A 21434-nucleotide genomic window follows, 5' to 3' on the forward strand; every position below is an offset into this window, starting at 1 on the left:
TCCGAACAGAGCAGTTAAGCCCGTCAGCGCCGATGGTACTACGAAAGTGGGAGAGTAGGTCACTGCCTTCTTTGAAAACCCTCATCAGTTATTGATGAGGGTTTTTTGTTTGTATAGCGCTAGCACGCGAAATGTTACACGTTACAAGGTGACACATTACAACGTAACAAGTAACATCGTAACAAGTAACATCGTAACACAAGACAGAAGACGGATCACTGCTTCACTGCATTACTGCTTCAGTACTTAACTATGTAAAACCGTTACAAGTCACAACGTCACAAGTAACAGTTATCTGCTTCACTATTTACTGTATTCAACTAAGATGTAATGAGCTTATTGTTCTGTGTCATTAAAAATAAAATGCCATACAGTGTAATTGTATGGCATTTAGTATTGTTGGTACTGCTGGGTTATTTGTACTTAGAAATTGAAGAAATTATAGAAGTTATAATAATTATCAGGAGTACTTAACTTAGCTTCTAATGTACCCGAAATCTCCTTGTCTTCTTTTTGATTTGAAACTACTTGTTCTATGTAATCATTGTAAGTGGGCAGGATTTCATAGGAAGAGACCGTCATAACCTCTACGTCTGTAGCACCAGCTATATAGTCCTGGTATAATGGAAGATGGCTTAATTCTTCAGGCAGGTTAGGGAAATGTAATTCACTGAGTTCCTGAGTTGGAAAGATTATGGTCATGTCATAATCTCCACTGTTAAATCTGCGTATCAATGCACGACCGGTGTGGTGCTCTGTTCCGGTAAGGTTCAATGATATATCTGTGCCGTTTTCCGAGTATGATACCGTCCAATCCTTCATTGTATAGTTACTCAAAGGAGGCCCTTCCCGTTGTGTGTAATAATCTCCTAAAAGTATAAAATGGTTGTATTGCTCAAAGTTTGTGTTCAATTGATACTGATATTTCTCACCAAAGACTCTCTCAAGTCCTGAGAAGTAGATTTGGTGGTATCTACCGTCTTCGTAATTTGCTGCACTGGTGTATCCATGGATCTCAAGTATTCTATTGTTGAGAAGAGGGTCATTGGAGATCGTGAAATCTTTTGTCTCTACTCCATCGGTGATAAATTCCGATTTGTTTATTGTGTAATTTTGGTCAACCGTTGACGGTAGTATTTTATAGGCGTATGGTGCGATGTCCAGATTGGTTGAATAAGCATAATACTCTTCATAACCCGGGCTTAAGGTAGATTCATGTATCAGACCGTAAGGAGGATTTGAATTAGAATCATGGTACAGGTAGTATCCATTTCCATTTCCACTGAAATATTCTATGTCTGGCGCTGTGGTTGAAAATCCTTCCACGCCGAAGGTAGTCGATTTGTTGATCGTGACATTGGGTGCAAGTCTAAAATTCATTTCACTGAAGTTATTGCGATCCAGGTACTGAATGTTGCTCGCCATGGTGTACCCGTTATTGGATTCAGATAGAAATGTCACCATGTATTTATGGTCTTTTTCAAATTCATCAGGCGCATGGATCTTAACGGTTTTATCACCTAATTCCAAGGTGCGGTTCATAATAGAGGAACCATCCATTTCAGAAAGTATGACCCAAAAGGATGTCCAGGATGATCTTAAAAATCCTTCCGGAATGTTCATGGTAAAGAGTAGTCTTTTTATTTCTGTAGAAACGGTTAATGTGTCTTTATTCCCCAGATTATCTGATCCAATTACAGTAACGATCGTTTCACCCGTCTTGAAATCCTCAGGATCGATTTCAATTTCAATTCCGGAGGTGTATTTGCTCTTTATTAAAATACTATCATTTATCATGAGTGTGATGGAATCCAATGATGAATAGGTGTCCTCCATAGTAGGAGTTAGGTTTCGTAAGCCATCGAGGAGCTCTCCATTTGAAATTCCGTTCAGAGTTATTTTGGGGGCAGTATTGTCAACTATAAAATTTGCTTTATATTCTGTTGAATTTCCTGCACCGTCGAATGCCTTTATCATAAATGAATTTTGTCCGTCCTGAAGTTCCAGGGTATTCAGGTTGTATGTATAAACACCATCGATAAGTGTTGTCTCGGCAAGTATATCATTGATCGTAAGTTCAAGGATACTGATACCGTCATTGTCAGTCGCTTTAAAGGAGAGAAGATTCCCATTTCCCGCGATGATCGTATCGTTTGTAATACTTACTTCCGAAATTACAGGAAGTTCATTGTCAACAATGATTTGCGTTTCCTGTGAAGAGGTATTTCCCGAATTATCGGTTGCTGTTACCGTAAGCGTGTAGAGTGTTTTGCGTTCCACTTTTTTGGCAGTCTTATAAGCGTAAGAGGATAGATCAACAGAAATGCTATAGGGTGCAGTGTTGTCTTCTCCTACCAGATCTCCATTAATAAAGGCTTCGATTTTACTGATACCTTTTTCATCTTTAGCATCGATCGAGATATCGATCTTTGAACTTACAATTGCAATTTCGTCCGGCTCTTCACTTATTCCATCAATAGTGAAACTTATTTCCGGTGGAGTGACATCAGGGGCTTCTGCTGTATCTTTTGAGCATGCAATAAGCAGACAGCTTAAAATCACGACTTTTAAGTAGTTTTTAGGCATTTTTATAGTAGAATAGGTTAATAAAAGTGAAATAAACAAAATAAAATAGAGGGAAAAAATATATTTAACAATAAATATGCTACATTTTGTAGCTGAATATCCTTAAAATCAGAAATATATTGGTTGGAGCGCTTATTGTGGATAAAACTATCAGTTAATATTATGACAATAAAAAAGCCCGGCATTTTGCCGGGCTTATTATTTAGTAAGACGATTACAGTTTAGTCTCTGTTCTGTCTTGGCTTTCTGTCTCCGCGATCTCTGTCGCCACCTCGGTTGTCTCTACCTCGGTTATCTCTGCCACGATTGTTATTGTCACGACCTCCTGAGTTTCTAGGTGGACGCTCCTTATAACCTTCCGGCTTTGGCAGTAACGCTTTACGCGATACCTTATCTTTACGGGTCTTAGGATCGATTCCGAAGTATTTAACTTCGAATTCATCACCGATATTTACAACATCGGTTACATTATCTGTACGATCCCATGCAAGTTCTGAGATATGAAGAAGTACTTCATTACCCGGAGCATTCATATATTCTACTACGGCACCAAATTCAAGAACCTTGATCACTTTTACCTTATAAGTCTCTCCAACTTCTGGTTTGAATGTGATTGCTGCGATCTTAGCCAGAACCTTGTCGATTCCGCTTTGATCGGTTCCTAGAATTTCAACGATACCTTTGTTGTCAACCTCTTCGATAACAATCTCTGTGTTGGTTTCTTTCTGAAGCTCCTGAATAACTTTTCCACCAGGTCCGATAAGGGCTCCGATGAAGTCAGAAGGAATACTTGTTTTGATGATCTTAGGAGCGTGTGCTTTAACGTTCTCCTTAGCAGTAGAGATTGTATCCGTAATTTTTCCTAAAATGTGCATACGACCATCTCTTGCCTGGTCAAGTGCTTTCTCCAGAATTTCATATGAAAGTCCTTTGATCTTGATATCCATTTGACAAGCGGTAATACCAGCTTCAGTACCGGTAACCTTAAAGTCCATATCACCTAAGTGATCTTCGTCTCCAAGAATATCCGAAAGTACCGCATACTTTTCACCATCGGTGATAAGTCCCATAGCGATACCGGAAACCGGACGTGTAAGTTGTACCCCTGCATCCATCAATGCCATAGTACCGGCACAAACAGTAGCCATCGAAGATGAACCATTCGATTCAAGAACTTCAGATACTACACGCACCGTATATGGGCAGTCTGCAGGAATCATTCCTTTCAATGCACGTTGTGCGAGGTTACCATGTCCTACTTCTCTACGGGAGGTTCCTCTTAATGGACGAGCCTCACCAGTTGAGAATGGAGGGAAGTTATAATGCAGGTAGAATTTCTCTTCTCCTTGTTCCGTTGGAAGGTCGATAACATTCGCCTGTTTTGATGTTCCCAGGGTAACTGTTGCCAATGCCTGAGTTTCTCCACGTGTGAAGATCGAAGATCCGTGCGTAGATGGTAAATAATCTACTTCACACCAGATCGGACGTATCTCAGAAGTAGTTCTTCCGTCAAGACGGATGTTAGAATCCAGGATAAGATTTCTAACCGCTTCTTTCTGAGATTTACTGAAATATTTTCCGACAAGATCACCGTTTTCTTCCAGTTCCTCTTCTGAGAAAAGAGCCTGGCATTCTTCCATAACTGCTGCGAATTTTTCACCGCGTTCTTGTTTGGAGGTGTCTTCTTTAGCGATCGCATAACATTTATCGTATGCATATGCCTGAATCTTCTCCTGCATTTCTGCATTTTCCTTTTCAGGCTCGTATTCACGGGTTTCTTTTTTGCCTACCTGAGCAACGAGTCTTTTCTGAGCTTCGATCTGAACTTTGATCGCTTCGTGAGCGAAACGAATAGCGTCTGCCATTTCCTTTTCAGATACTTCTTTCATTTCTCCTTCCACCATGGCAACAGAATCTTCAGATGCTCCAACCATGATATCCATGTCTGCTTCATCGAGTTGAGTTCTGCTTGGGTTGATGACGAATTCACCGTTGATACGTGCTACTCTAGCTTCTGAAATCGGATATTCAAAGGGAATATCGGATAGCTGAATACAAGCTGAAGCTGCCAGCCCTGCAAGCGCATCCGGCATTACTTCGTCATCATGAGACATCAACTGAATCATCACCTGAGTTTCTGCATGATAATCTTTAGGGAAAAGAGGACGAAGAACGCGGTCAACCAAACGCATGGTCAATACTTCCTGGTCACTTGGTCTTGCTTCTCTTTTAAAGAATCCTCCCGGAAAACGTCCGGCAGCAGCGAATTTTTCTCTGTAATCCACAGTTAGGGGAAGGAAGTCGATATCCGGATTGGATGTCCTTGCCGAAACTACGGTTGCCAGTAACATGGCGTCACCCATTTGTACGACAACAGAACCATCAGCCTGCTTGGCCAATTTACCTGTTTCAATGGAAATGGTTCTACCATCTCCTAAATCAATAATTTCTTTTTTTACTTCTGGAATCATAAAGTTTTTCAATTAACCCACCGGTGTGGGCATGTTAAACAATGGGTCGCTGCAACATAGGGCAGCTGTTGTTGTGTTGTTGTAGTTGTTGTTGTGTTACCCAATGAAAAACTGTTGATGAGAGCTTTTTAAACTAATTAGTCGAAAGCTATGAAAAAAGGCGGGATCTTACGTGATATCCTCGATAGGAATATAAGAAAAGGGGGCGAAATGCCCCCTGTGTTCTTTATTTTCTTAATCCTAGTTCTTTAAGGATCGCACGATATCTTTCAATATCCTTTTTCTTAAGATAATCAAGAAGACTTCTTCTTTTACCTACCAGTTTCACCAATGAACGCTCTGTGTTGAAATCTTTACGATTTCTTTTCAGGTGCTCAGTTAAATGGTTAATTCTGTGAGTGAACAGAGCGATCTGTCCTTCTGCAGAACCGGTGTTGCCTTCGCTACCACCATGTTTCTTGAAAATCTCGGCTTTTACTTCTTTAGTCAAATACATGCCAATATTGTTTAAATGATTTTTATGTACTGGATAGACTTTCTATCACGGCCGCAAAGATAACAATATTTTGTGTCGATTTACGTTTTTTCTAAATATTAATCTATCTTAGTATAAATTTAACCTCAAAGTAAAATGTTATGATAAGTAGCCCCACTAAGTTCATGACAGGATTACTGTTGTCTTCAGTTATTTTCCTGTCGTGTGAAAAAGATAATCCGGCACCCGAGGAGGAATCGGCGGATTTCAAAAGTGAAGCCGTGACCGGTCGTATGCAGGCTGATGAAATCTCTCTTCAAATAGATGATCTGATCGAGATCATAGTCGTTCAGGAAGTTTTGGCTTCTAAACCCAATGAAGTATCCGGTAAGGGATATGTACCCGAATGTGTTAGTTTTACCACAGAATTTACCAGTGATGGTGTAGCTCGTATCGTTGATTTCGGGGAAGGGTGTACCATTTATTCCGGTGATGTTATTTCTGGTAAACTTTTGATGGAATATGTGGTTGATGAATCTTATTCTGAAATTACCGGTTTGGTTGTTTTTGAAGATTTTGCCGTCAATGGGGTGACGGTTATCGGCTCGAAGAATCTGGTATATGTTACCGAAAATGCAGATGGGAAACCGCAGGCAGATGTGGAGACCAATATCAAGATGACCTGGCCGGAAGAAAATTATTACGAATCTACCGGTACGGTGACCCGTGTTTGGGAAGAAGGATATGAGAGTTATAACTGGGAAGATAATGTCTTCTCTGTTACCGGTACGCGCAACTTTAAAAATGAAGAGGCGATCACTTATACTTTTAGTACTGAAACCCCGCTTATCAGGGACCTGTCATGTCGTTATATCATTTCCGGAATTTTGGTAATTTCGAATGAGGATTATTCGGCAGCACTCGATTTTGGAGATGGATATTGCGATAGCAAGGCAACGATCATCCTGCCTTCAGGTTTAACGAAAAATGTGGAATTAAGCCGCTAGTTTAAAGACGTAATCAATGGTATAAAAAAAACGATTCCGGCTGAACCGGAATCGTTTTTTTATGCAGTTTCTTTATCGTTAGTGAATTAGAACCTAAGCTCGAACTGTCTGATTCTGGATCAGGTCTATATAAAGATTCACTTTATTCTTTAATTCTTTTCTGTGGGAAATAAAATCCAGAAATCCGTGTTCAAGAAGAAATTCTGAAGTCTGGAAATTATCCGGCAGATCTTTACCGGTTGCTTCTTTTACAACACGCGGACCTGCGAAACCGATAAGAGCTCCGGGTTCGGCGATATTGATATCACCCAGCATCGCATAGGATGCAGTAGTTCCTCCGGTAGTTGGGTCGGTACATAATGAGATGTAGGGTATACCGATCTCTGAAAGCTGAGCCAGCTTGGCAGAAGTTTTTGCCAGCTGCATAAGCGATAGTGCAGCTTCCATCATACGAGCTCCTCCTGATTTGGAGATCATTAGGAATGGAACCTTATTTTCAATGGAATAATTAATGGCTCTGGCAATTTTCTCACCTACCACACTTCCCATGGAACCTCCGATAAAAGCGAAGTCCATACATGCGATAACGAGGTCCTTGCCTTTGGATTTACCTACTGCAGTACGTACAGCATCCTTTAATTTGGTTTTCTCCTGAGCTTGTTTGAGTCGGTCGACATATTTTTTTGTATCAACAAAATGCAATGGATCCTTTGACTCCAGGTCAGGATCCAGTTCTTTGAACTTATTGTTGTCAAATAAAATTGAAAAATATTCTTTACTACCGATTCTTACGTGGTAATCATCTTCCGGACTTACGTAGTGATTTTTGGCAAGTTCGTCTGCCTCTACAATCTTTCCTGTAGGAGATTTATACCATAATCCCTTGGGGGTGTCCTTTTTTTCTTCTGTAGCGGTTTGAATCCCTTTTTCTTTTCTTTTAAACCAAGCCATTTATGTAGGATTTATTAAATGACGCCGGAACCAAAGGTTCCGGCGGATTATTTATTAGAGGGTGTTTACATTGTTAAGGTCTTCGAAAGCCTTTTTAAGTCTGGTAATGAAAGTTTTTTCACCTTCTCTTAACCATACTCTTGGATCATAATATTTCTTGTTCGGAGAATCCTCACCTTCCGGGTTACCGATCTGTCCTTGAAGATAATCTTTCTTGTCTGCCATATAATCACGAATTCCTTCAAGATAAGCATACTGAAGATCGGTATCGATATTCATTTTAATAACACCGTATCCGATCGCTTCTCTGATTTCTTCTACGGTAGAACCTGATCCTCCGTGGAATACAAAATTGATCGTGTTGTGTGGTACATTGTATTTTTCTGAAATATACTCTTGAGAATTTTTAAGGATCTTCGGAGTTAATTTTACGTTTCCAGGCTTATATACACCATGTACGTTACCGAAAGCAGCAGCGATAGTAAATCGAGGACTAACTTTTAAAAGTTCTTCGTATGCATAAGCAACTTCCTCAGGTTGTGTATAAAGTTTGGAATCATCTACATCTGAGTTGTCAACACCGTCTTCTTCACCTCCTGTGATACCGAGTTCGATTTCAAGGGTCATACCCATTTTATCCATTCTGGCAAGGTATTGCTTACAGATCTCGATATTTTCTTCGATCGGCTCTTCAGAAAGGTCGATCATGTGTGAACTGAATAATGGTTTTCCGGTTTTTTCGAAGTGCTCTTCACTCGCGTCAAGAAGACCGTCGATCCATGGTAAAAGTTTTTTAGCGCAGTGGTCGGTGTGAAGAATCACAGTAGCTCCGTATTGTTCTGCAAGCGTGTGAACGTGCTTAGCGCCAGCCACGCTACCTGCAACAGCAGCTCTTTGATTTTCATTGGAAAGTCCTTTACCAGCGATGAACTGGGCGCCACCGTTCGAAAACTGGATGATTACAGGAGCGTTTAATGCAGCTGCAGTTTCAAGTACTCCGTTAATGCTGTTTGTACCGATGGTATTAACTGCCGGAAGTGCATATCCATTGGCTTTTGCGTGTTCAAATATAGCTTGAACTTCGTCACCAGTGGCGACACCTGCTTTGATGTTGTGACTCATATAATTTTTATTTCTAAGTTATTCTCTGTATGAACATTGTTAGCTGCAAAAATAATAAATTTAGACGGCTTAAAAAGGATAATTGATACCAATATTGTAGACTGCGTTTCCAAAATTGTAATCATTGAACCAACGTTTGTTCCAATCGTATGCCGGGTTGTAGGTTTTAAATCCAATGTCAAATCTGAAAACAAAGAAATTGAAATCGTAGCGGAATCCGACTCCTGTTCCCAATGCGATGTCTGCAAGTGAATTTAAACTGTCGAATTTAGCCTCTTCCAGTGTGATGTCGTCAAGCACATTCCAGATATTTCCGGCATCAGCAAAAAGAGCTCCCTTAAGGTCTCCGATCAAAGGAAACCGATACTCCAGGTTCATGGCGATCTTTAAGTTGGCTTCATTGAAATCATTCAGATTATTCGTAGATCCAGGTCCCAGGGAGTAGGCTTCCCAAGCCCTGTTGTCATTAGATCCACCTCCGAAATAACTGCGCAGGAATGGTATGTTATTCGAGTTTCCATAGGGGATGGCTATTCCGAAGAACGTACGGAATGCCAGTACATTGTTCCGTGATACCTGCCAGTACTTTATATAATCGAACTCTGTTTTAACATACTGAGAGTACTGTACTCCAAATACAAGATTCTTGCCGTCTTCATTCTTATCGAAATTGATTATGCCTGCGAGCGCCTGCAAGGTGTTGCCGGCCAATTCCAGTTTTGTTCGGATCGAATAAAAGTTGTTGTCCTGAAATCCTCTTCGATTATTTTTTGACCAGGTGAAACTGGCAGAGAAGATCAGGTTGTTGGCCGTAAGTCGTTTTCTGCGCTCTTCAATACGGTTTACTTCTTCCAGTTCATCATTGGTAAGATCTATAGTATTATTCAAAGCGTCATTCGTGAATCCGGAAGTACCTTCCGGGATAATCAGATTACCGTTTTCATCAAAATAATCGGGATTGATCTCGTTTCTGTTATCATCTGCAATTCCGTTAAGATCGCTGTAGCTGTTACCGTAAACATCATAATACCTTTCAGGATTCAGATTTCGGATGTATTCAATATTAAAAAGATCGAAGATGTTCTTTCTCCAGTTGGTCGGACTCCAGCTGTAACGATAGTTCCCGTTGAGACTTTGCTTATCAAGTCCGATGTTTTTCTGAAAAATTGTACCCACAGACATTCTTGTTGACGGGGACATCGATTTTGGAATGAAACGGTTCGTATTGATCGGAGCGACGATCCTGGGGAAATTCAATCGCAGATCACCACCGAATTCAGCGATATTAAAGAATGCTGTACTTGTTTTATTGAGTTCTGATGAAGATCCAATAGTTCCTCTCAATGCCAGTTCGAGGGTTTCTGCTCCTCTGAAAACATTTCTGCTGACCAGCGATGTGCTAAAAGACATTCCGATATCCTGAATATTTGAATGGGATACATCTGCATTGAAACCGAGGGAGAATCGCGGTCTTGCGGTCAGGTAAATATTGGTATTAAGCAGGGCATCGGTACTGTCAGCATACTGATAGGTGATGTTCGGATATTTGAACGTCATCAGGTTGTTGAGCTGTTTTGTAGTCAGTGATCGGTCATTGTCTTTGTAGATGTCTCCCGGGTTGATGGCTACTGCATTCGTGAGTGCTTTTGGTTTGTATTTGAGATAGTCCTTGTACCAGATGATATAGCCGTCATGATGAATACTGTCCAGTTCTTCTGTGCCATCGCTGAATTTGAAATCTGCATAAATGTTTACATCATTGATTTGATGTACCCGATAGGGGATTTCATTGACGGAATCACCTTCCCGCTGTACCATGTTCGTAACGTTGAGTTGTACGGGCATGAAGAAATCATCATTTTCTGGGATAGTGTCCGCTTTGATGTCGAAGGTGATTGAAGAAGGTTGAAACTTATAAACACCGTGATTGATAAAAAGATTGTTCAGTCGTTCGCGTTCCGCATTGAAATTATCGAGGTCAAATCGTTGTCCCTTGCGAATTCTGGACCTTCGCTGAAATCTCATATAGATGGAATCGAGTTCGGCGGAAGAGATGTCTCTTGAGATCGAATCAAGAAAATAGGGTCTGCCTGAATTTATTTTATAGACGAGTCCGGCCCGCCTTTCTTTAAAACCTGCTGTGTCGACCTCATAGGTTACTTCGTTGTTGAAATATCCCTGATTGTCATAATATCGTTGTAACTGACCCGCGGTTTTTTCAGCTTTCTTCGGGTCGATGATCACCGGTGCTTCCCCTGTCGTTCTGAGCCAGTTTGCAAACCCTTTTTTATAATCAGCAATCTGAGCCAGCTGCTTTTCAGAGATTGTCCTTTCCAGAAAATTTATATGTTCTAACTGTTCCTGAAGCCGGGCGTCATAAAAGGAATCTGAATTTTTCTTGGCAAGATTGTAAATGTATAATCTTGTTTTGCTGTTGGGGCGTTGTATAAGAATACCTTCAACAACCGCGTCATTAACCCGATTTTCATTTAATAATATGGTATTTTTGCGAAGTAACAGCTCATCTTCTTTAACCCTTTTTACAGGATTACAGGAGGCAAGAAGCAGAGCAATCAATAGGACCGATATAGTTAAATGATAATACTTCAACCGGATTGTTAAATTTTAAATATGGTCAAAAATACACTATTTGTATGGTTGGAAAAAGTGAAATAAAATTTATAAAAAGTCTGCATCAAAAAAAATACCGGATTTTAAATCAATGCTTTATTGCAGAAGGTGAAAAGGTGATCCGGGAATTGCTGGATTCGGATTTTGAATTGCAGAAGTTATACACGACCACTCCGGGTATTCTTGGGGTTTCCGAAGCATTTTCAACGAAGGTGTCCGAGGCGCAGCTCTCTCAGATCAGTGGTTTGAAAACACCTAATAAAGTTCTGGCGGTATTTAAAATGCGGCCTTCTGCCAAGGTTGATCCTCACGGCATTTGTCTTTTGCTGGATGATGTTCGTGATCCCGGTAATTTTGGGACCATCATCAGATTGTGTGATTGGTTTGGTGTTGATGATCTTGTATGTAGCCGGGAGACTGTTGATATGTATAACCCTAAGGTGGTGATGTCAACCATGGGTTCTTTATCAAGAGTGAATATAGTCTATGTTGATCTTCCGGAATTTGTAAAAAATGATGGACGCCCCGTAGTCGTTACCAGGATGGAAGGAGAGAATGTATACCGGGCTGACCTGGAGGAGAATGTTTTACTTGTTATGGGGAATGAGGCCAATGGAGTTTCAGAAACCATGATGAAGATCGCTTCAGGATCGCTCTCTATTCCAAGGTTCGGAAAACTACAGGAGACCGAAAGTCTCAACGTAGCAACAGCGACAGCTATATTGTTAAGTGAATACCGACGCAGAAGTATAAATGGTAAATAGCATTAAGGAATTGTCCTACTTTATTAAATTTTTATATATTGGGCTTTAGAGGTGTTCTATATTCGTACTGATGACATTGACAGGCAGAATATGTAACCTCTTCATAGCCAAAGACGATGAACCAATCAAACCCGGAACCAAATAATAATTGTCTGCAACACACAAGCCCATTCTCTTTTCCGGAATGGACTTCCTTTAAATTTCCCTGGAGGTCATATCAGCAGCGGGTGCTCGATGAATTGAATACGCATTTAGATGATCAGCATCTGCATATAGTAGCTCCACCAGGATCCGGTAAAACGGTACTTGGACTTGAAGTAGTCTTACGACTGAATAAGCCGACTCTCATATTGGCGCCTACTATTGCCATAAGAAATCAATGGATAAACAGGTTTTGCGAACTTTTTCTGGGTTGTAAAGAACGTCCGGATTGGATCTCTGTTGATGTGAGGGATCCTGGTTTTTTAACCGTATCCACATATCAGGCTTTGCACGCTGCAATCACCGGAGAAAATGAACCAGATTTCGACGAGGAGGAACAATATGAAGTACTGTCAAACGGAGAAGATGCAAAAGGTGAAGAAGAACAAAGTGTTATACTTTCTTTAAAGAAAGCCGGGGTAAAGGTGTTGGTGGTAGATGAGGCGCATCATCTGAAGAATGCATGGTGGAAAACGCTGGATAGGGTTAAACTCGAACTCGATCCTATAGTGGTCGGACTCACAGCGACACCACCTTATGATGTGACCGGGTTGGAATGGGAGCGCTATATTGAACTTAACGGTCCCGTGGATGCCGAGATTACCATTCCCGAACTGGTTGGAGAAGGAGATCTGTGTCCTCATCAGGATTATGTATACTTTTCTCTTCCTACTTCCTCGGAATTGGAAAAGATCAACTCTTACCGCAATAGAATGCAAAAACTGCGTTACGAAATTTTTTCTGACGACCAGTTGATCAACGCTCTTCAAAGTCATCCTGTATATGCTGTACCCGGTGAGAAGCTGGAATGGATATACACCAATCTGGAGTTCTATTCTGCAATATTGATCTTTATGAACTATCAGGGTTTTCCGCCAACAGCGTATCATAGGGAAGTCATTGGAGATAAATCTTTAGAGATTCCATTGCTGAATGATGAGTGGTTGGAACTATTGCTGGTCTTTTATTTGTTTCACGATGAAAGGCAGGACCCGGTACTGATCGAACACCGGGAAACCCTGTCGCGTAAACTGAAACATCACGGGATACTGAAACATCGCAGGGTGAAGTTCAGCGTGGATGAAAAGTTGGTTGGTTATCTCAGTAGAAGCAGGAGTAAGCTGGAAAGTGTTTCGGAGATCACGAACTTTGAATATGATTCCATGGGGCGGGATCTTAGAATGGTGATTCTGACCGATTATATCCGCAGCGAATTTTTGAGTGAAGCTCCGGTTAATGATCTGCCTTTAGAAAAGATGGGGGTAGTGCCAGTCTTTGAAAAACTAAGACGTGATCATCATAATGCTATTAAATTAGGGGTGCTTTGTGGGTCTCTGGTGATATTACCTGTGTCTGCAATTGCATCATTTGAATTTTTAGCCAGGTCTTATGGTATCGATGCCTTAACGTTTGATCCCTTGCCGTATGATAATTCGTATTGTGTTCTGGCCTTGAATGACGGAGTACGGCATAGCGTGGTAAATTTGGTTACACAGATCTTTCAGCAAGGTCAGATTGAAGTTTTAGTGGGAACCAAATCACTACTGGGTGAAGGATGGGATGCACCTGCTATCAATTCTTTGATCATGGCAAGCACGGTAGGTTCGTTTGTTATGTCAAATCAGATGCGGGGAAGAGCCATTCGTACAGATTTGAAGGCGCCATACAAAGTAAGCAATATCTGGCATCTGGTTTGTTTGGATCCGGAAAAACGAGATGGCGGAGAAGATTTTAAAATGCTAAACAGACGGTTCAAAACTTTTTCCGGAGTGTCGGATGATGGGAATTGCAGGATAGAGAACGGAATTGGCAGGTTGGGAATTACTACAGAAGGGATCGATTTGGAAGCTATTCCGGATTTGAATAAAAGGACACTTTCCAATGCCGGAGATCGAACCCGTCTGGCGAAATCCTGGGATATTGGATTGAAAGGCGGTGTGCGGATGGTGGAAGAAATTAAAGTGCCGTTTCGAGATGAAGAGTCCTATGGCGCGGTTACTTCCTTTTATTTTCGGAAGACGATTAAATATGTCGCATGGACAACCGGATCGGCATTGTTTGCCTTTGTTGCGGATGCTTTACAGGTGATCAGAAAGTTTTCGGGATTGATGCGCTCTCAATTCGAGCTTTCCATACTATTTTGGATTGCTGGTGGTTTTGCAACATTGCTTTTTGGAAGGGCAACATTAAAATCGTTAATAATGTTTTTAAAATATAGGGATATCTCCAGAGATTTTAATGCCATAGGTATTGCGTTGAAGGAAACCCTTGTGCAAACAGGGGCTATTTCATCACCCCCGAGTTCATTGGAGGTTGTGACACAATCTGATGGCAATGGTGTGATCTTCTGTAATCTGAAAGGGGGAACTACCTATGAGAAGTCATTGTTCGTAGATGCGATGCAGGAGATTCTGGACGGTGTTCGAAATCCTCGGTATGTCATCATTCGAAAAAGTTCTTTTTTTGAATTGTATGGGCAAGAAGACTTTCATGCGGTCCCGGAATCAATCGGTAGTCACAAGCGTAAAGCTGAAATATTCCGAAAAGAATGGGTGAAAAATGTCGGTAGATGCAATCTTATCTATACCAGAAACCTTGAAGGGCGTAAAATATTATTGAAAGCTCGATTCAAGGCATTATCATCCGAATTTCTGCATAGAACGGAACGTATCAATAGCTGGAAAATGTAATGTTAGCAGCCTGGAAGCCTATTCAAAAGTAAAGTTTATAAATACTGCACGGGTATAGAGGCCGTCGATGTTTCCTGTCCATGGACTATTAGGGTCGGCATCCCTTACCAATTCGTCACTCATGGCAAATACTCCTCGGATCGAAGGTGAAAACTTGAAATAATGCAGGTAGAAGTCGATTCCAAATCCAAGCTCATAATAATAGGTGTTCTTTTTCATCCGGAACTGTCCTCTTGAGTTATCAGATTTATTATCCTGTTCACTGCTAAGGTTCAGGGAGGTTGATAATCCTCCAACGATATAAGGTTTAAAATTTCCCAGACGTTTGGTACTGGCCTTAAGTAATAAAGGGATGTGTATGTAAGTGGATTTGGTCTCTCTTAAGTAATCATCAACATTCGAGAAATTAGGGAAGCCGATATTTCTCTGGGTGTAAAAGAGTCCGGGCTCTAATCTGAGGTCAAAATAGTCGTTTAAGCGTAATTCACCAATAAGCCCCACATTAAATCCGGTTGATTTCCCGTCCAGAATATAGATGCCATCATCTTCAATATAGTCTACTTTAAAACCATATTGGTTAAATCCGAGATAATATCCCCAGTTAACAAGCTTTTTGTCCTCATTTTCGAGGTTAAGAATGGGGTTTTCGTTGAATTGTGAGTAGGCGGAAAATATTCCTCCGCATATCAGTATACCTAAGAATACAAGTTTTTTCACGAGTTAGTCGGTTTTATCATGGTAGGGACGAATATAATCACTTTTTACTTAAGGGATTATCATTTCTTTGATCCCGAATAAATAGAAGCAACACCAAAAGTTTGCGGTCTATCGTTAACATTTATAAACCCAATTTTACGCAAAATATTGTTGAAATCCTCACCAAAAGGAAAAACGGACGCAGATTCCGATAAATAGGCATATGCGGAACGATCTTTGGAGAATACCCTGCCAATCGCAGGAAGTATATGTCTGGTATAGAGCTGATATCCCTGTTTAAAAGGGCTGGCGGTAGGTACAGAGGTTTCCAGAACCACAAAAAGACCACCAGGTTTAAGCACGCGATAGATCTCTGAAAGTCCTTTTTCCAGATTTTCAAAATTTCTTACCCCAAAGGCAACACTGATAGCATCAAAGGAATTGTCTTCAAATGGTAATGCTTCACTGTCACCGGTAACTGTATTTATTTTATCGGTCAGATCTTTTTTAGTGATTTTTTGGCGGGCAATTTCCAGCATTCCCGGAGATATATCCAGTCCGGTAATATCCGTGGCTTCGGTTTTTTCTGCAAAACTGATAGCCAGATCTCCGGTTCCGGTCGCGATATCAAGAATGCTTTTTGCCCCGTGATCGCGGACCATCTTAACCACTTTTTTTCTCCATGTAGTATCAATTCCAAAGGAAATAACCCGGTTTAACCCGTCATAAGTCTCAGAGATGTTATCGAACATCTGCGTTACCTGCTGTTTTTTACCCAGTTCAGAATCCTTATATGGAGTTACTTTTTTGCTCATGAAAAATTTTTTGGCAAAGATACTATTTCGAAAACACTGATGTTCCCATTCGACTTCAAATTTAACAGATAAGTTTTAAACCGTATCGCATCGAAAATAGAAAACAGAAAACGGAATACGGTTTACTGTATTGCTGTTTTTATGTTACGAAGTTACAAAGTGACGGGTGTCAGAAGACAAAGAACGGAAAACAGTTTACTGGGTTAGTTTTTACCACTTCACGTCTTCACTGCCTAGTGCATACCCCATCAATTCTTAATTTTCAATTCTCAATTAAATCGACGCTAGAAGTCAGTAAACAGAAAACGGAATACGGTTTACTGTATTACCGTTTTTATGTTACGAAGTTACAAAGTAACGGGTGTCAGAAGACAAAGAACGGAAAACAGTTTACTGGGTTAGTTTTTACCACTTCACGTCTTCACTGCCTAGTGCATACCCCATCAATTCTTAATTTTCAATTCTCAATTAAATCGACGCTAGAAGTCAGTAAGCAGAAAACGGAATACGGTTTACTGCATTACTGTTTTTATGTTACGAAGTTACAAAGTTACGGGTGTCAGAAGACAAAGAACGGAAAACAGTTTACTGGGTTAGTTTTTACCACTTCACGTCTTCACTGCCTAGCGCATACCCCATCAATTCTTAATTTTCAATTCTCAATTAAATCGACGCTAGAAGTCAGTAAACAGAAAACGGAATACGGTTTACTGTATTACTGTTTTTATGTAAAGAAGTTACAATGTGACATCGTAACCCGTAACACGTAACACCTCGTAACCTAAAATCTTCGTTGAAAATGATTGTTGTTTGTACCTCCTGTTCTGAAGTTTGTTTCCATTTGGTCGGGGCAGTTTTGAATATCATCGCTAAACTTCGTAGGAAACTTATATTTAATATATATTTGCAGCTTAATAGCACGTATACTTCAATGAAAATAATTATTGCTGGTGCTGGTGAGGTAGGGTTTCATTTGGCTAAATTACTGTCTTTTGAATCCCAGGACATCACACTTATAGACATTGACAAGGAAAGTCTTAACTACGCCGATACCCATCTCGATATTAAAGTATTTAAAGGTGATGCTACTTCCGTGTCTGTACTTAAGGAAGCCAAAGTAAGTTCATGTGACCTCGTGATCGGGGTTACGGCCTCTGAAACGACGAATATCACATTATGTCTTCTGGCAAAGCAATTGGGGTGTAAACGAACTATAGCCCGTATTTCTAATACAGAGTTCATCGATAATAAGGATGAGATAAAGTTCTACAATATGGGAATTGATGAGCTTATTTCTCCGGAAGAACTCGCTTCTGAAGAGATTCAGTTGTTACTGGATCAGTCTGCTTTCAATGATAGTTATGAGTTTGAGAACGGTGCATTGATCATGGTGGGAACCAGTTTGCAACGTACCGCTCCATTTATCGGGAAATCGGTTAAAGAGGCAGCGAGGGTATTTCCTGAATTGAACTTTGTTCCGATCGCTGTTCAGCGATTCGGGACGCAGTATACACTGATACCCAGAGGGGATACCGTTTTTAAAGAAGGTGATCAGGTTTATTTTGTGACCGCAAAAGAAGGTGTGGGGGAGTTGTATAAACTAACCGGTAAGACCAAAGAGGCTATCAGGAATGTTATGATTCTCGGCGGAAGTAAGATAGGGTTTAAAACCGCTCGTGATCTCTGTAGTTCCAAATTCAGGGTGAAACTGATTGAAAAAGATAAATCCAAGGCGTTTGATCTGGCCGATGAACTACCGAATGCGTTGATCATCAACGGAGATGGGAGAAATGTTGAACTGTTGGAAGAAGAGGATATCTCTTCGATGGATGCATTTATTTCCGTGACCGGAAATTCTGAGACCAATATCATGTCTTGTCTTGTGGCTAAGTCCAAGAATATAAAAAAGACCATTGCCCTGGTTGAGAACATGGACTATTTTCAGTTATCGCATTCCATCGGTATCGATACACTGATCAATAAAAAACTGCTGGCTGCGAATAATATCTTCCGCCATATCCGAAAGGGAGAGGTGGTAGCCCTCACCAGGCTGAATAATCTAAATGCCGAAATGCTGGAATTCATCGTGAAGCCTTCCTCTGAGGTTAACGGAAAGATCATCAAGGATCTGGATTTTCCAAGATCCGCAATTATCGGCGGTGTGATCCGTGACGGACAGGGGATTATCGCTCTGGGTGATTTTCGTATTCAGGCGGGAGACCGTGTGGTTGTTTGTTGTCTGCCAAGTGCGATAAAACGCGTAGAAAAACTATTCTTCTGATTTTGATGAAGCGTTTAAATACCAAGATCATTCTGCATTTGATGGGTTTGCTGTTGCTTTTCAATGGTGGGTTCATGTTACTGGCGGCTCTTATCAGTGGAATCTATAATGATGGCGCAACACTGGAGATCAGTTTTGCAGGGATTTTAACTCTGTTCCTGGGTGTGTTGATGATGTTTGCCACCCGTGATCATACAAAAGAACTCAAAAAACGTGACGGTTATATGATCGTTACCCTTGGCTGGGTAGTAATGTCCTTATCAGGGATGTTACCTTATTTGTTTACCGGAGCGATTCCTCAGGTAACAAATGCCTTTTTTGAAACGATGAGTGGTTATACAACTACGGGCGCGTCCATTTTAAATGACATCGAGATACTTCCTGAAGGCGTATTGTTCTGGAGAAGTACGACACATTGGATAGGTGGAATGGGGATTATCGTACTTGCGATTGCGATTCTTCCTTTATTAGGGATCGGAGGTATGCAGTTGTTCGCAGCGGAAGCGCCAGGTCCCAGCGCAGATAAATTACATCCCAGGATCACAGATACCGCTAAGCGTCTTTGGTTTATCTATGTTGGTTATACCGCTGCCGAGACGGTTTTACTGATGTTGGCCGGTATGAATTTTTTCGACGCGGTGAATCATGCGATGGCTACCCTATCAACGGGTGGATTCTCCACTAAGAATGCTAGTATAGCCTACTGGAACGATAATCCTTTGATTCAGTATATCGTGATTCTGTTCATGTTCCTGGCTGGAACTAACTTTGTATTGAGTTATTTCGCTTTTAAAGGAAAATTTCAAAAAGTATTTAAGGATTACGAATTCCGTTTTTACGGACTTCTGACGTTATTGGTTTCGATCGTTGCAGCGGTAGTTATCTATCTAAAGGCTGATGTGCCAGTAAGTGATTATCATCCTATGGTTTGGGGAGAAGCGGAAAGCGCTTTTCGTCATTCTCTTTTTCAGGTGGTCTCGGTGATCACCACAACCGGATTCGTCTCCGCTGACTTTACCAATTGGACACAGTTTCTAACGGTTTTGTTTTTCGGATTGATGTTCGTAGGAGGGTCTGCCGGTTCAACTTCTGGAGGCGTTAAGGTGGTTCGTCACTTGTTGATGATCAAGAACGGGTTACTCGAATTTAAGCGTTCTCTACATCCTAGTGCTATCATTCCAGTGCGATATAATCAACGTATGGTTTCGGAGAGTATTATCTTTAATATTCTTGGATTCTTTATTCTGTATATGCTAATGTTCATTATTGGATCGATGGTTCTCGGTTTTCTCGGACTCGATTTTGAATCTGCAATCGGTGGGGCGGCTTCTTCTTTAGGTAATGTAGGTCCTGCGTTCGGAACCCTATATCCTCTGGCGAATTTTGATTCCTTGCCGATACTTGGTAAATGGTGGTGTTCCTTTTTGATGCTGCTCGGGCGTCTGGAACTTTTTACCGTTCTGATCTTATTTACGCCATTCTATTGGAAAAAGATATAAAAAAAAGTGAAGCTTTCAGCTTCACTTTTTTTATGAGATATTATAGGTTACTTCTTATTAAGAAAGTGCAGTTTTGATTCTGCTGATCGCTTCTCTTAGTTGCTCTTCAGAAGCAGCATAGGAGATTCTGATACAGTTAGGATTGCCGAAAGCTTCCCCCGTTACTGTTGCAACATTAGCTTCTTCGAGAAGAAACAGCGAAAGGTCAGAGGCATTTTCGATCTTCTTACCTTTAATGGTTTTGCCGAAGAATGAGGAAACGTTTGGGAATACATAGAATGCGCCTCCTGGTACGTTCAATTGAAAACCTTCGATCTCTCCAAGAAGTTCAAGCACAAGGTCTCTTCTTTCATGGAATTTTTCGATCATATAATTGATCGAGCTTACCGGAGCTTCAAGAGCAGCGATGGTAGCGCGCTGTGCGATACAGTTTGCTCCACTGGTTATCTGACCCTGTATCTTGTTACAAGCTTTTGCGATCCATTCCGGAGCGCCGATGTATCCAATTCTCCATCCTGTCATTGCAAAGGCCTTTGATACTCCATTTACCGTTACAGTGCGATCGTACATTCCATCGATTTCAGCGATACTGTAATGGCCACCTATAAAGTTGATATGCTCATAGATCTCATCAGAAACGATTATGATCTGTGGGTGTTTTCTAAGTACCACTGCGAGTGCTTCCAATTCTTCCTTGGTATACACTGATCCACTAGGATTACATGGAGAACTGTACCAAAGCATTTTTGTTTTTGGAGTGATAGCTGCTTCCAGTTGTTCCGCAGTCATTTTGAAGTCGTTCTCAATATTCGTGGTTACCTCAACCGGTACCCCTTCAGCGAGTTTAACGATCTCAGAATAACTTACCCAATAAGGAGCGGGTAGAATCACTTCATCTCCCGGATTGATCACTGCAAGTGCAACATTCGCCAAAGACTGTTTGGCTCCTGTCGACACTACGATCTGAGAAGGTGTGTAAGTAAGGTTGTTATCTCTTTTGAATTTTTTGATGATAGCGTCCTTCAGGTCGGCATAACCATCAACCGGAGAATAACTGTTGTAATTCTGATCGATAGCTTCTTTAGCCGCGTCTTTGATGAAATCAGGGGTATTAAAGTCAGGTTCTCCCAGACTTAGTCCGATAATGTCCTTTCCTTCAGCTCTGAGTTCACGAGCCTTGGCTGCCATCGCCAGGGTCGCAGAGGTCGACATGTTAAGGATCCTTTCAGATAATTGTGATGACAT

Annotated in this window: 14 protein-coding genes and 1 rRNA gene; 6 read left to right on the forward strand and 9 right to left on the reverse strand. The window is 41.0% G+C overall.

Annotated elements, in window-relative coordinates:
• A 5S ribosomal RNA gene (gene rrf / locus DMZ48_RS18945) occupies window positions 1-71 on the forward strand; the annotation flags it as partial.
• A gap of 352 nt (window positions 72-423) precedes the next feature.
• Here the strand turns inward: rrf and DMZ48_RS16830 are convergent.
• The 3 genes from DMZ48_RS16830 to rpsO form a co-directional block, all read right to left on the reverse strand.
• Window positions 424-2586 carry an Ig-like domain-containing protein gene (locus DMZ48_RS16830; RefSeq protein ID WP_143956342.1) on the reverse strand — a complete coding sequence of 721 codons (2163 nt, stop codon included), beginning with the start codon at window positions 2584-2586 and terminating at the stop codon, window positions 424-426.
• A 221-nt stretch (window positions 2587-2807) separates the two neighbouring features.
• A complete protein-coding gene (locus tag DMZ48_RS16835) occupies window positions 2808-5057 on the reverse strand; it encodes a polyribonucleotide nucleotidyltransferase (protein ID WP_143956343.1) in 2250 nt (749 codons plus the stop codon).
• A 226-nt stretch (window positions 5058-5283) separates the two neighbouring features.
• Window positions 5284-5553: a 30S ribosomal protein S15 gene (rpsO, locus tag DMZ48_RS16840; protein ID WP_143956344.1), complete on the reverse strand. Its 270-nt coding sequence runs from the start codon at window positions 5551-5553 to the stop codon at window positions 5284-5286.
• 140 nt (window positions 5554-5693) lie between these two features.
• Here rpsO and DMZ48_RS16845 point away from each other — a divergent pair, with 140 nt between their 5' ends.
• Window positions 5694-6539 carry a hypothetical protein gene (locus DMZ48_RS16845; protein ID WP_143956345.1) on the forward strand — a complete coding sequence of 282 codons (846 nt, stop codon included), beginning with the start codon at window positions 5694-5696 and terminating at the stop codon, window positions 6537-6539.
• Between the two features lie 93 nt (window positions 6540-6632).
• On the opposite strand, the gene accD is transcribed toward DMZ48_RS16845, so the two are convergent.
• From accD to tamL, 3 genes are all read right to left on the reverse strand, one after another.
• On the reverse strand, window positions 6633-7490 hold the full coding sequence (gene accD / locus DMZ48_RS16850) for an acetyl-CoA carboxylase, carboxyltransferase subunit beta (RefSeq protein WP_143956346.1): 858 nt from the start codon (window positions 7488-7490) through the stop codon (window positions 6633-6635).
• Between the two features lie 54 nt (window positions 7491-7544).
• Window positions 7545-8612 (reverse strand): class II fructose-bisphosphate aldolase, encoded by a 1068-nt coding sequence (gene fbaA, locus DMZ48_RS16855; RefSeq protein ID WP_143956347.1) that lies wholly within the window; start codon window positions 8610-8612, stop codon window positions 7545-7547.
• Window positions 8613-8681: 69 nt separating this feature from the next.
• A complete protein-coding gene (gene tamL / locus DMZ48_RS16860) occupies window positions 8682-11189 on the reverse strand; it encodes a translocation and assembly module lipoprotein TamL (RefSeq protein WP_242009243.1) in 2508 nt (835 codons plus the stop codon).
• Between the two features lie 77 nt (window positions 11190-11266).
• Here tamL and DMZ48_RS16865 point away from each other — a divergent pair, with 77 nt between their 5' ends.
• Window positions 11267-12007, forward strand: a complete 741-nt coding sequence (locus DMZ48_RS16865) for a TrmH family RNA methyltransferase (RefSeq protein WP_143956349.1) — start codon at window positions 11267-11269, stop codon at window positions 12005-12007.
• A 116-nt stretch (window positions 12008-12123) separates the two neighbouring features.
• On the forward strand, window positions 12124-14898 hold the full coding sequence (locus tag DMZ48_RS16870; RefSeq protein ID WP_143956350.1) for a DEAD/DEAH box helicase family protein: 2775 nt from the start codon (window positions 12124-12126) through the stop codon (window positions 14896-14898).
• Between the two features lie 18 nt (window positions 14899-14916).
• Here DMZ48_RS16870 and porT read toward each other — a convergent pair whose 3' ends face one another.
• Both porT and ubiE read right to left on the reverse strand, forming a co-directional pair.
• Window positions 14917-15615, reverse strand: coding sequence for a type IX secretion/gliding motility protein PorT/SprT (porT, locus tag DMZ48_RS16875; RefSeq protein ID WP_143956351.1), 699 nt, complete (start codon window positions 15613-15615; stop codon window positions 14917-14919).
• A 59-nt stretch (window positions 15616-15674) separates the two neighbouring features.
• Complete coding sequence (gene ubiE / locus DMZ48_RS16880) at window positions 15675-16409, reverse strand: bifunctional demethylmenaquinone methyltransferase/2-methoxy-6-polyprenyl-1,4-benzoquinol methylase UbiE (RefSeq protein WP_143956352.1); 735 nt, start codon at window positions 16407-16409, stop codon at window positions 15675-15677.
• Between the two features lie 931 nt (window positions 16410-17340).
• On the opposite strand from ubiE, the gene trkA reads away from it, so the two are divergent.
• Together trkA and DMZ48_RS16890 are read left to right on the forward strand one after the other, a co-directional pair.
• The gene (trkA, locus tag DMZ48_RS16885) at window positions 17341-18690 is read left to right on the forward strand and encodes a Trk system potassium transporter TrkA (protein ID WP_143956353.1); all 1350 of its coding nucleotides are present in this window, start codon (window positions 17341-17343) and stop codon (window positions 18688-18690) included.
• Window positions 18691-18695: 5 nt separating this feature from the next.
• A complete protein-coding gene (locus tag DMZ48_RS16890; protein WP_242009244.1) occupies window positions 18696-20189 on the forward strand; it encodes a TrkH family potassium uptake protein in 1494 nt (497 codons plus the stop codon).
• Window positions 20190-20246: 57 nt separating this feature from the next.
• On the opposite strand, the gene DMZ48_RS16895 is transcribed toward DMZ48_RS16890, so the two are convergent.
• A complete protein-coding gene (locus DMZ48_RS16895; protein WP_143956354.1) occupies window positions 20247-21434 on the reverse strand; it encodes a pyridoxal phosphate-dependent aminotransferase in 1188 nt (395 codons plus the stop codon).

It is taken from the genome of Robertkochia solimangrovi, assembly GCF_007279655.1.
GTDB lineage: Bacteria > Bacteroidota > Bacteroidia > Flavobacteriales > Flavobacteriaceae > Robertkochia > Robertkochia solimangrovi.

What these genes read in the sequence shown, in the direction of transcription:
- DMZ48_RS16830 (WP_143956342.1), bottom strand. Translation starts at nt 2,586, where the DNA reads ATGCCTAAAAACTACTTAAAAGTCGTGATTTTAAGCTGTCTGCTTATT.
- DMZ48_RS16835 (WP_143956343.1), bottom strand. Translation starts at nt 5,057, where the DNA reads ATGATTCCAGAAGTAAAAAAAGAAATTATTGATTTAGGAGATGGTAGA.
- rpsO (WP_143956344.1), bottom strand. Translation starts at nt 5,553, where the DNA reads ATGTATTTGACTAAAGAAGTAAAAGCCGAGATTTTCAAGAAACATGGT.
- DMZ48_RS16845 (WP_143956345.1), top strand. Translation starts at nt 5,694, where the DNA reads ATGATAAGTAGCCCCACTAAGTTCATGACAGGATTACTGTTGTCTTCA.
- accD (WP_143956346.1), bottom strand. Translation starts at nt 7,490, where the DNA reads ATGGCTTGGTTTAAAAGAAAAGAAAAAGGGATTCAAACCGCTACAGAA.
- fbaA (WP_143956347.1), bottom strand. Translation starts at nt 8,612, where the DNA reads ATGAGTCACAACATCAAAGCAGGTGTCGCCACTGGTGACGAAGTTCAA.
- DMZ48_RS16865 (WP_143956349.1), top strand. Translation starts at nt 11,267, where the DNA reads ATGGTTGGAAAAAGTGAAATAAAATTTATAAAAAGTCTGCATCAAAAA.
- DMZ48_RS16870 (WP_143956350.1), top strand. Translation starts at nt 12,124, where the DNA reads ATGAACCAATCAAACCCGGAACCAAATAATAATTGTCTGCAACACACA.
- ubiE (WP_143956352.1), bottom strand. Translation starts at nt 16,409, where the DNA reads ATGAGCAAAAAAGTAACTCCATATAAGGATTCTGAACTGGGTAAAAAA.
- trkA (WP_143956353.1), top strand. Translation starts at nt 17,341, where the DNA reads ATGAAAATAATTATTGCTGGTGCTGGTGAGGTAGGGTTTCATTTGGCT.
- DMZ48_RS16890 (WP_242009244.1), top strand. Translation starts at nt 18,696, where the DNA reads ATGAAGCGTTTAAATACCAAGATCATTCTGCATTTGATGGGTTTGCTG.
- DMZ48_RS16895 (WP_143956354.1), bottom strand. Translation starts at nt 21,434, where the DNA reads ATGTCATCACAATTATCTGAAAGGATCCTTAACATGTCGACCTCTGCG.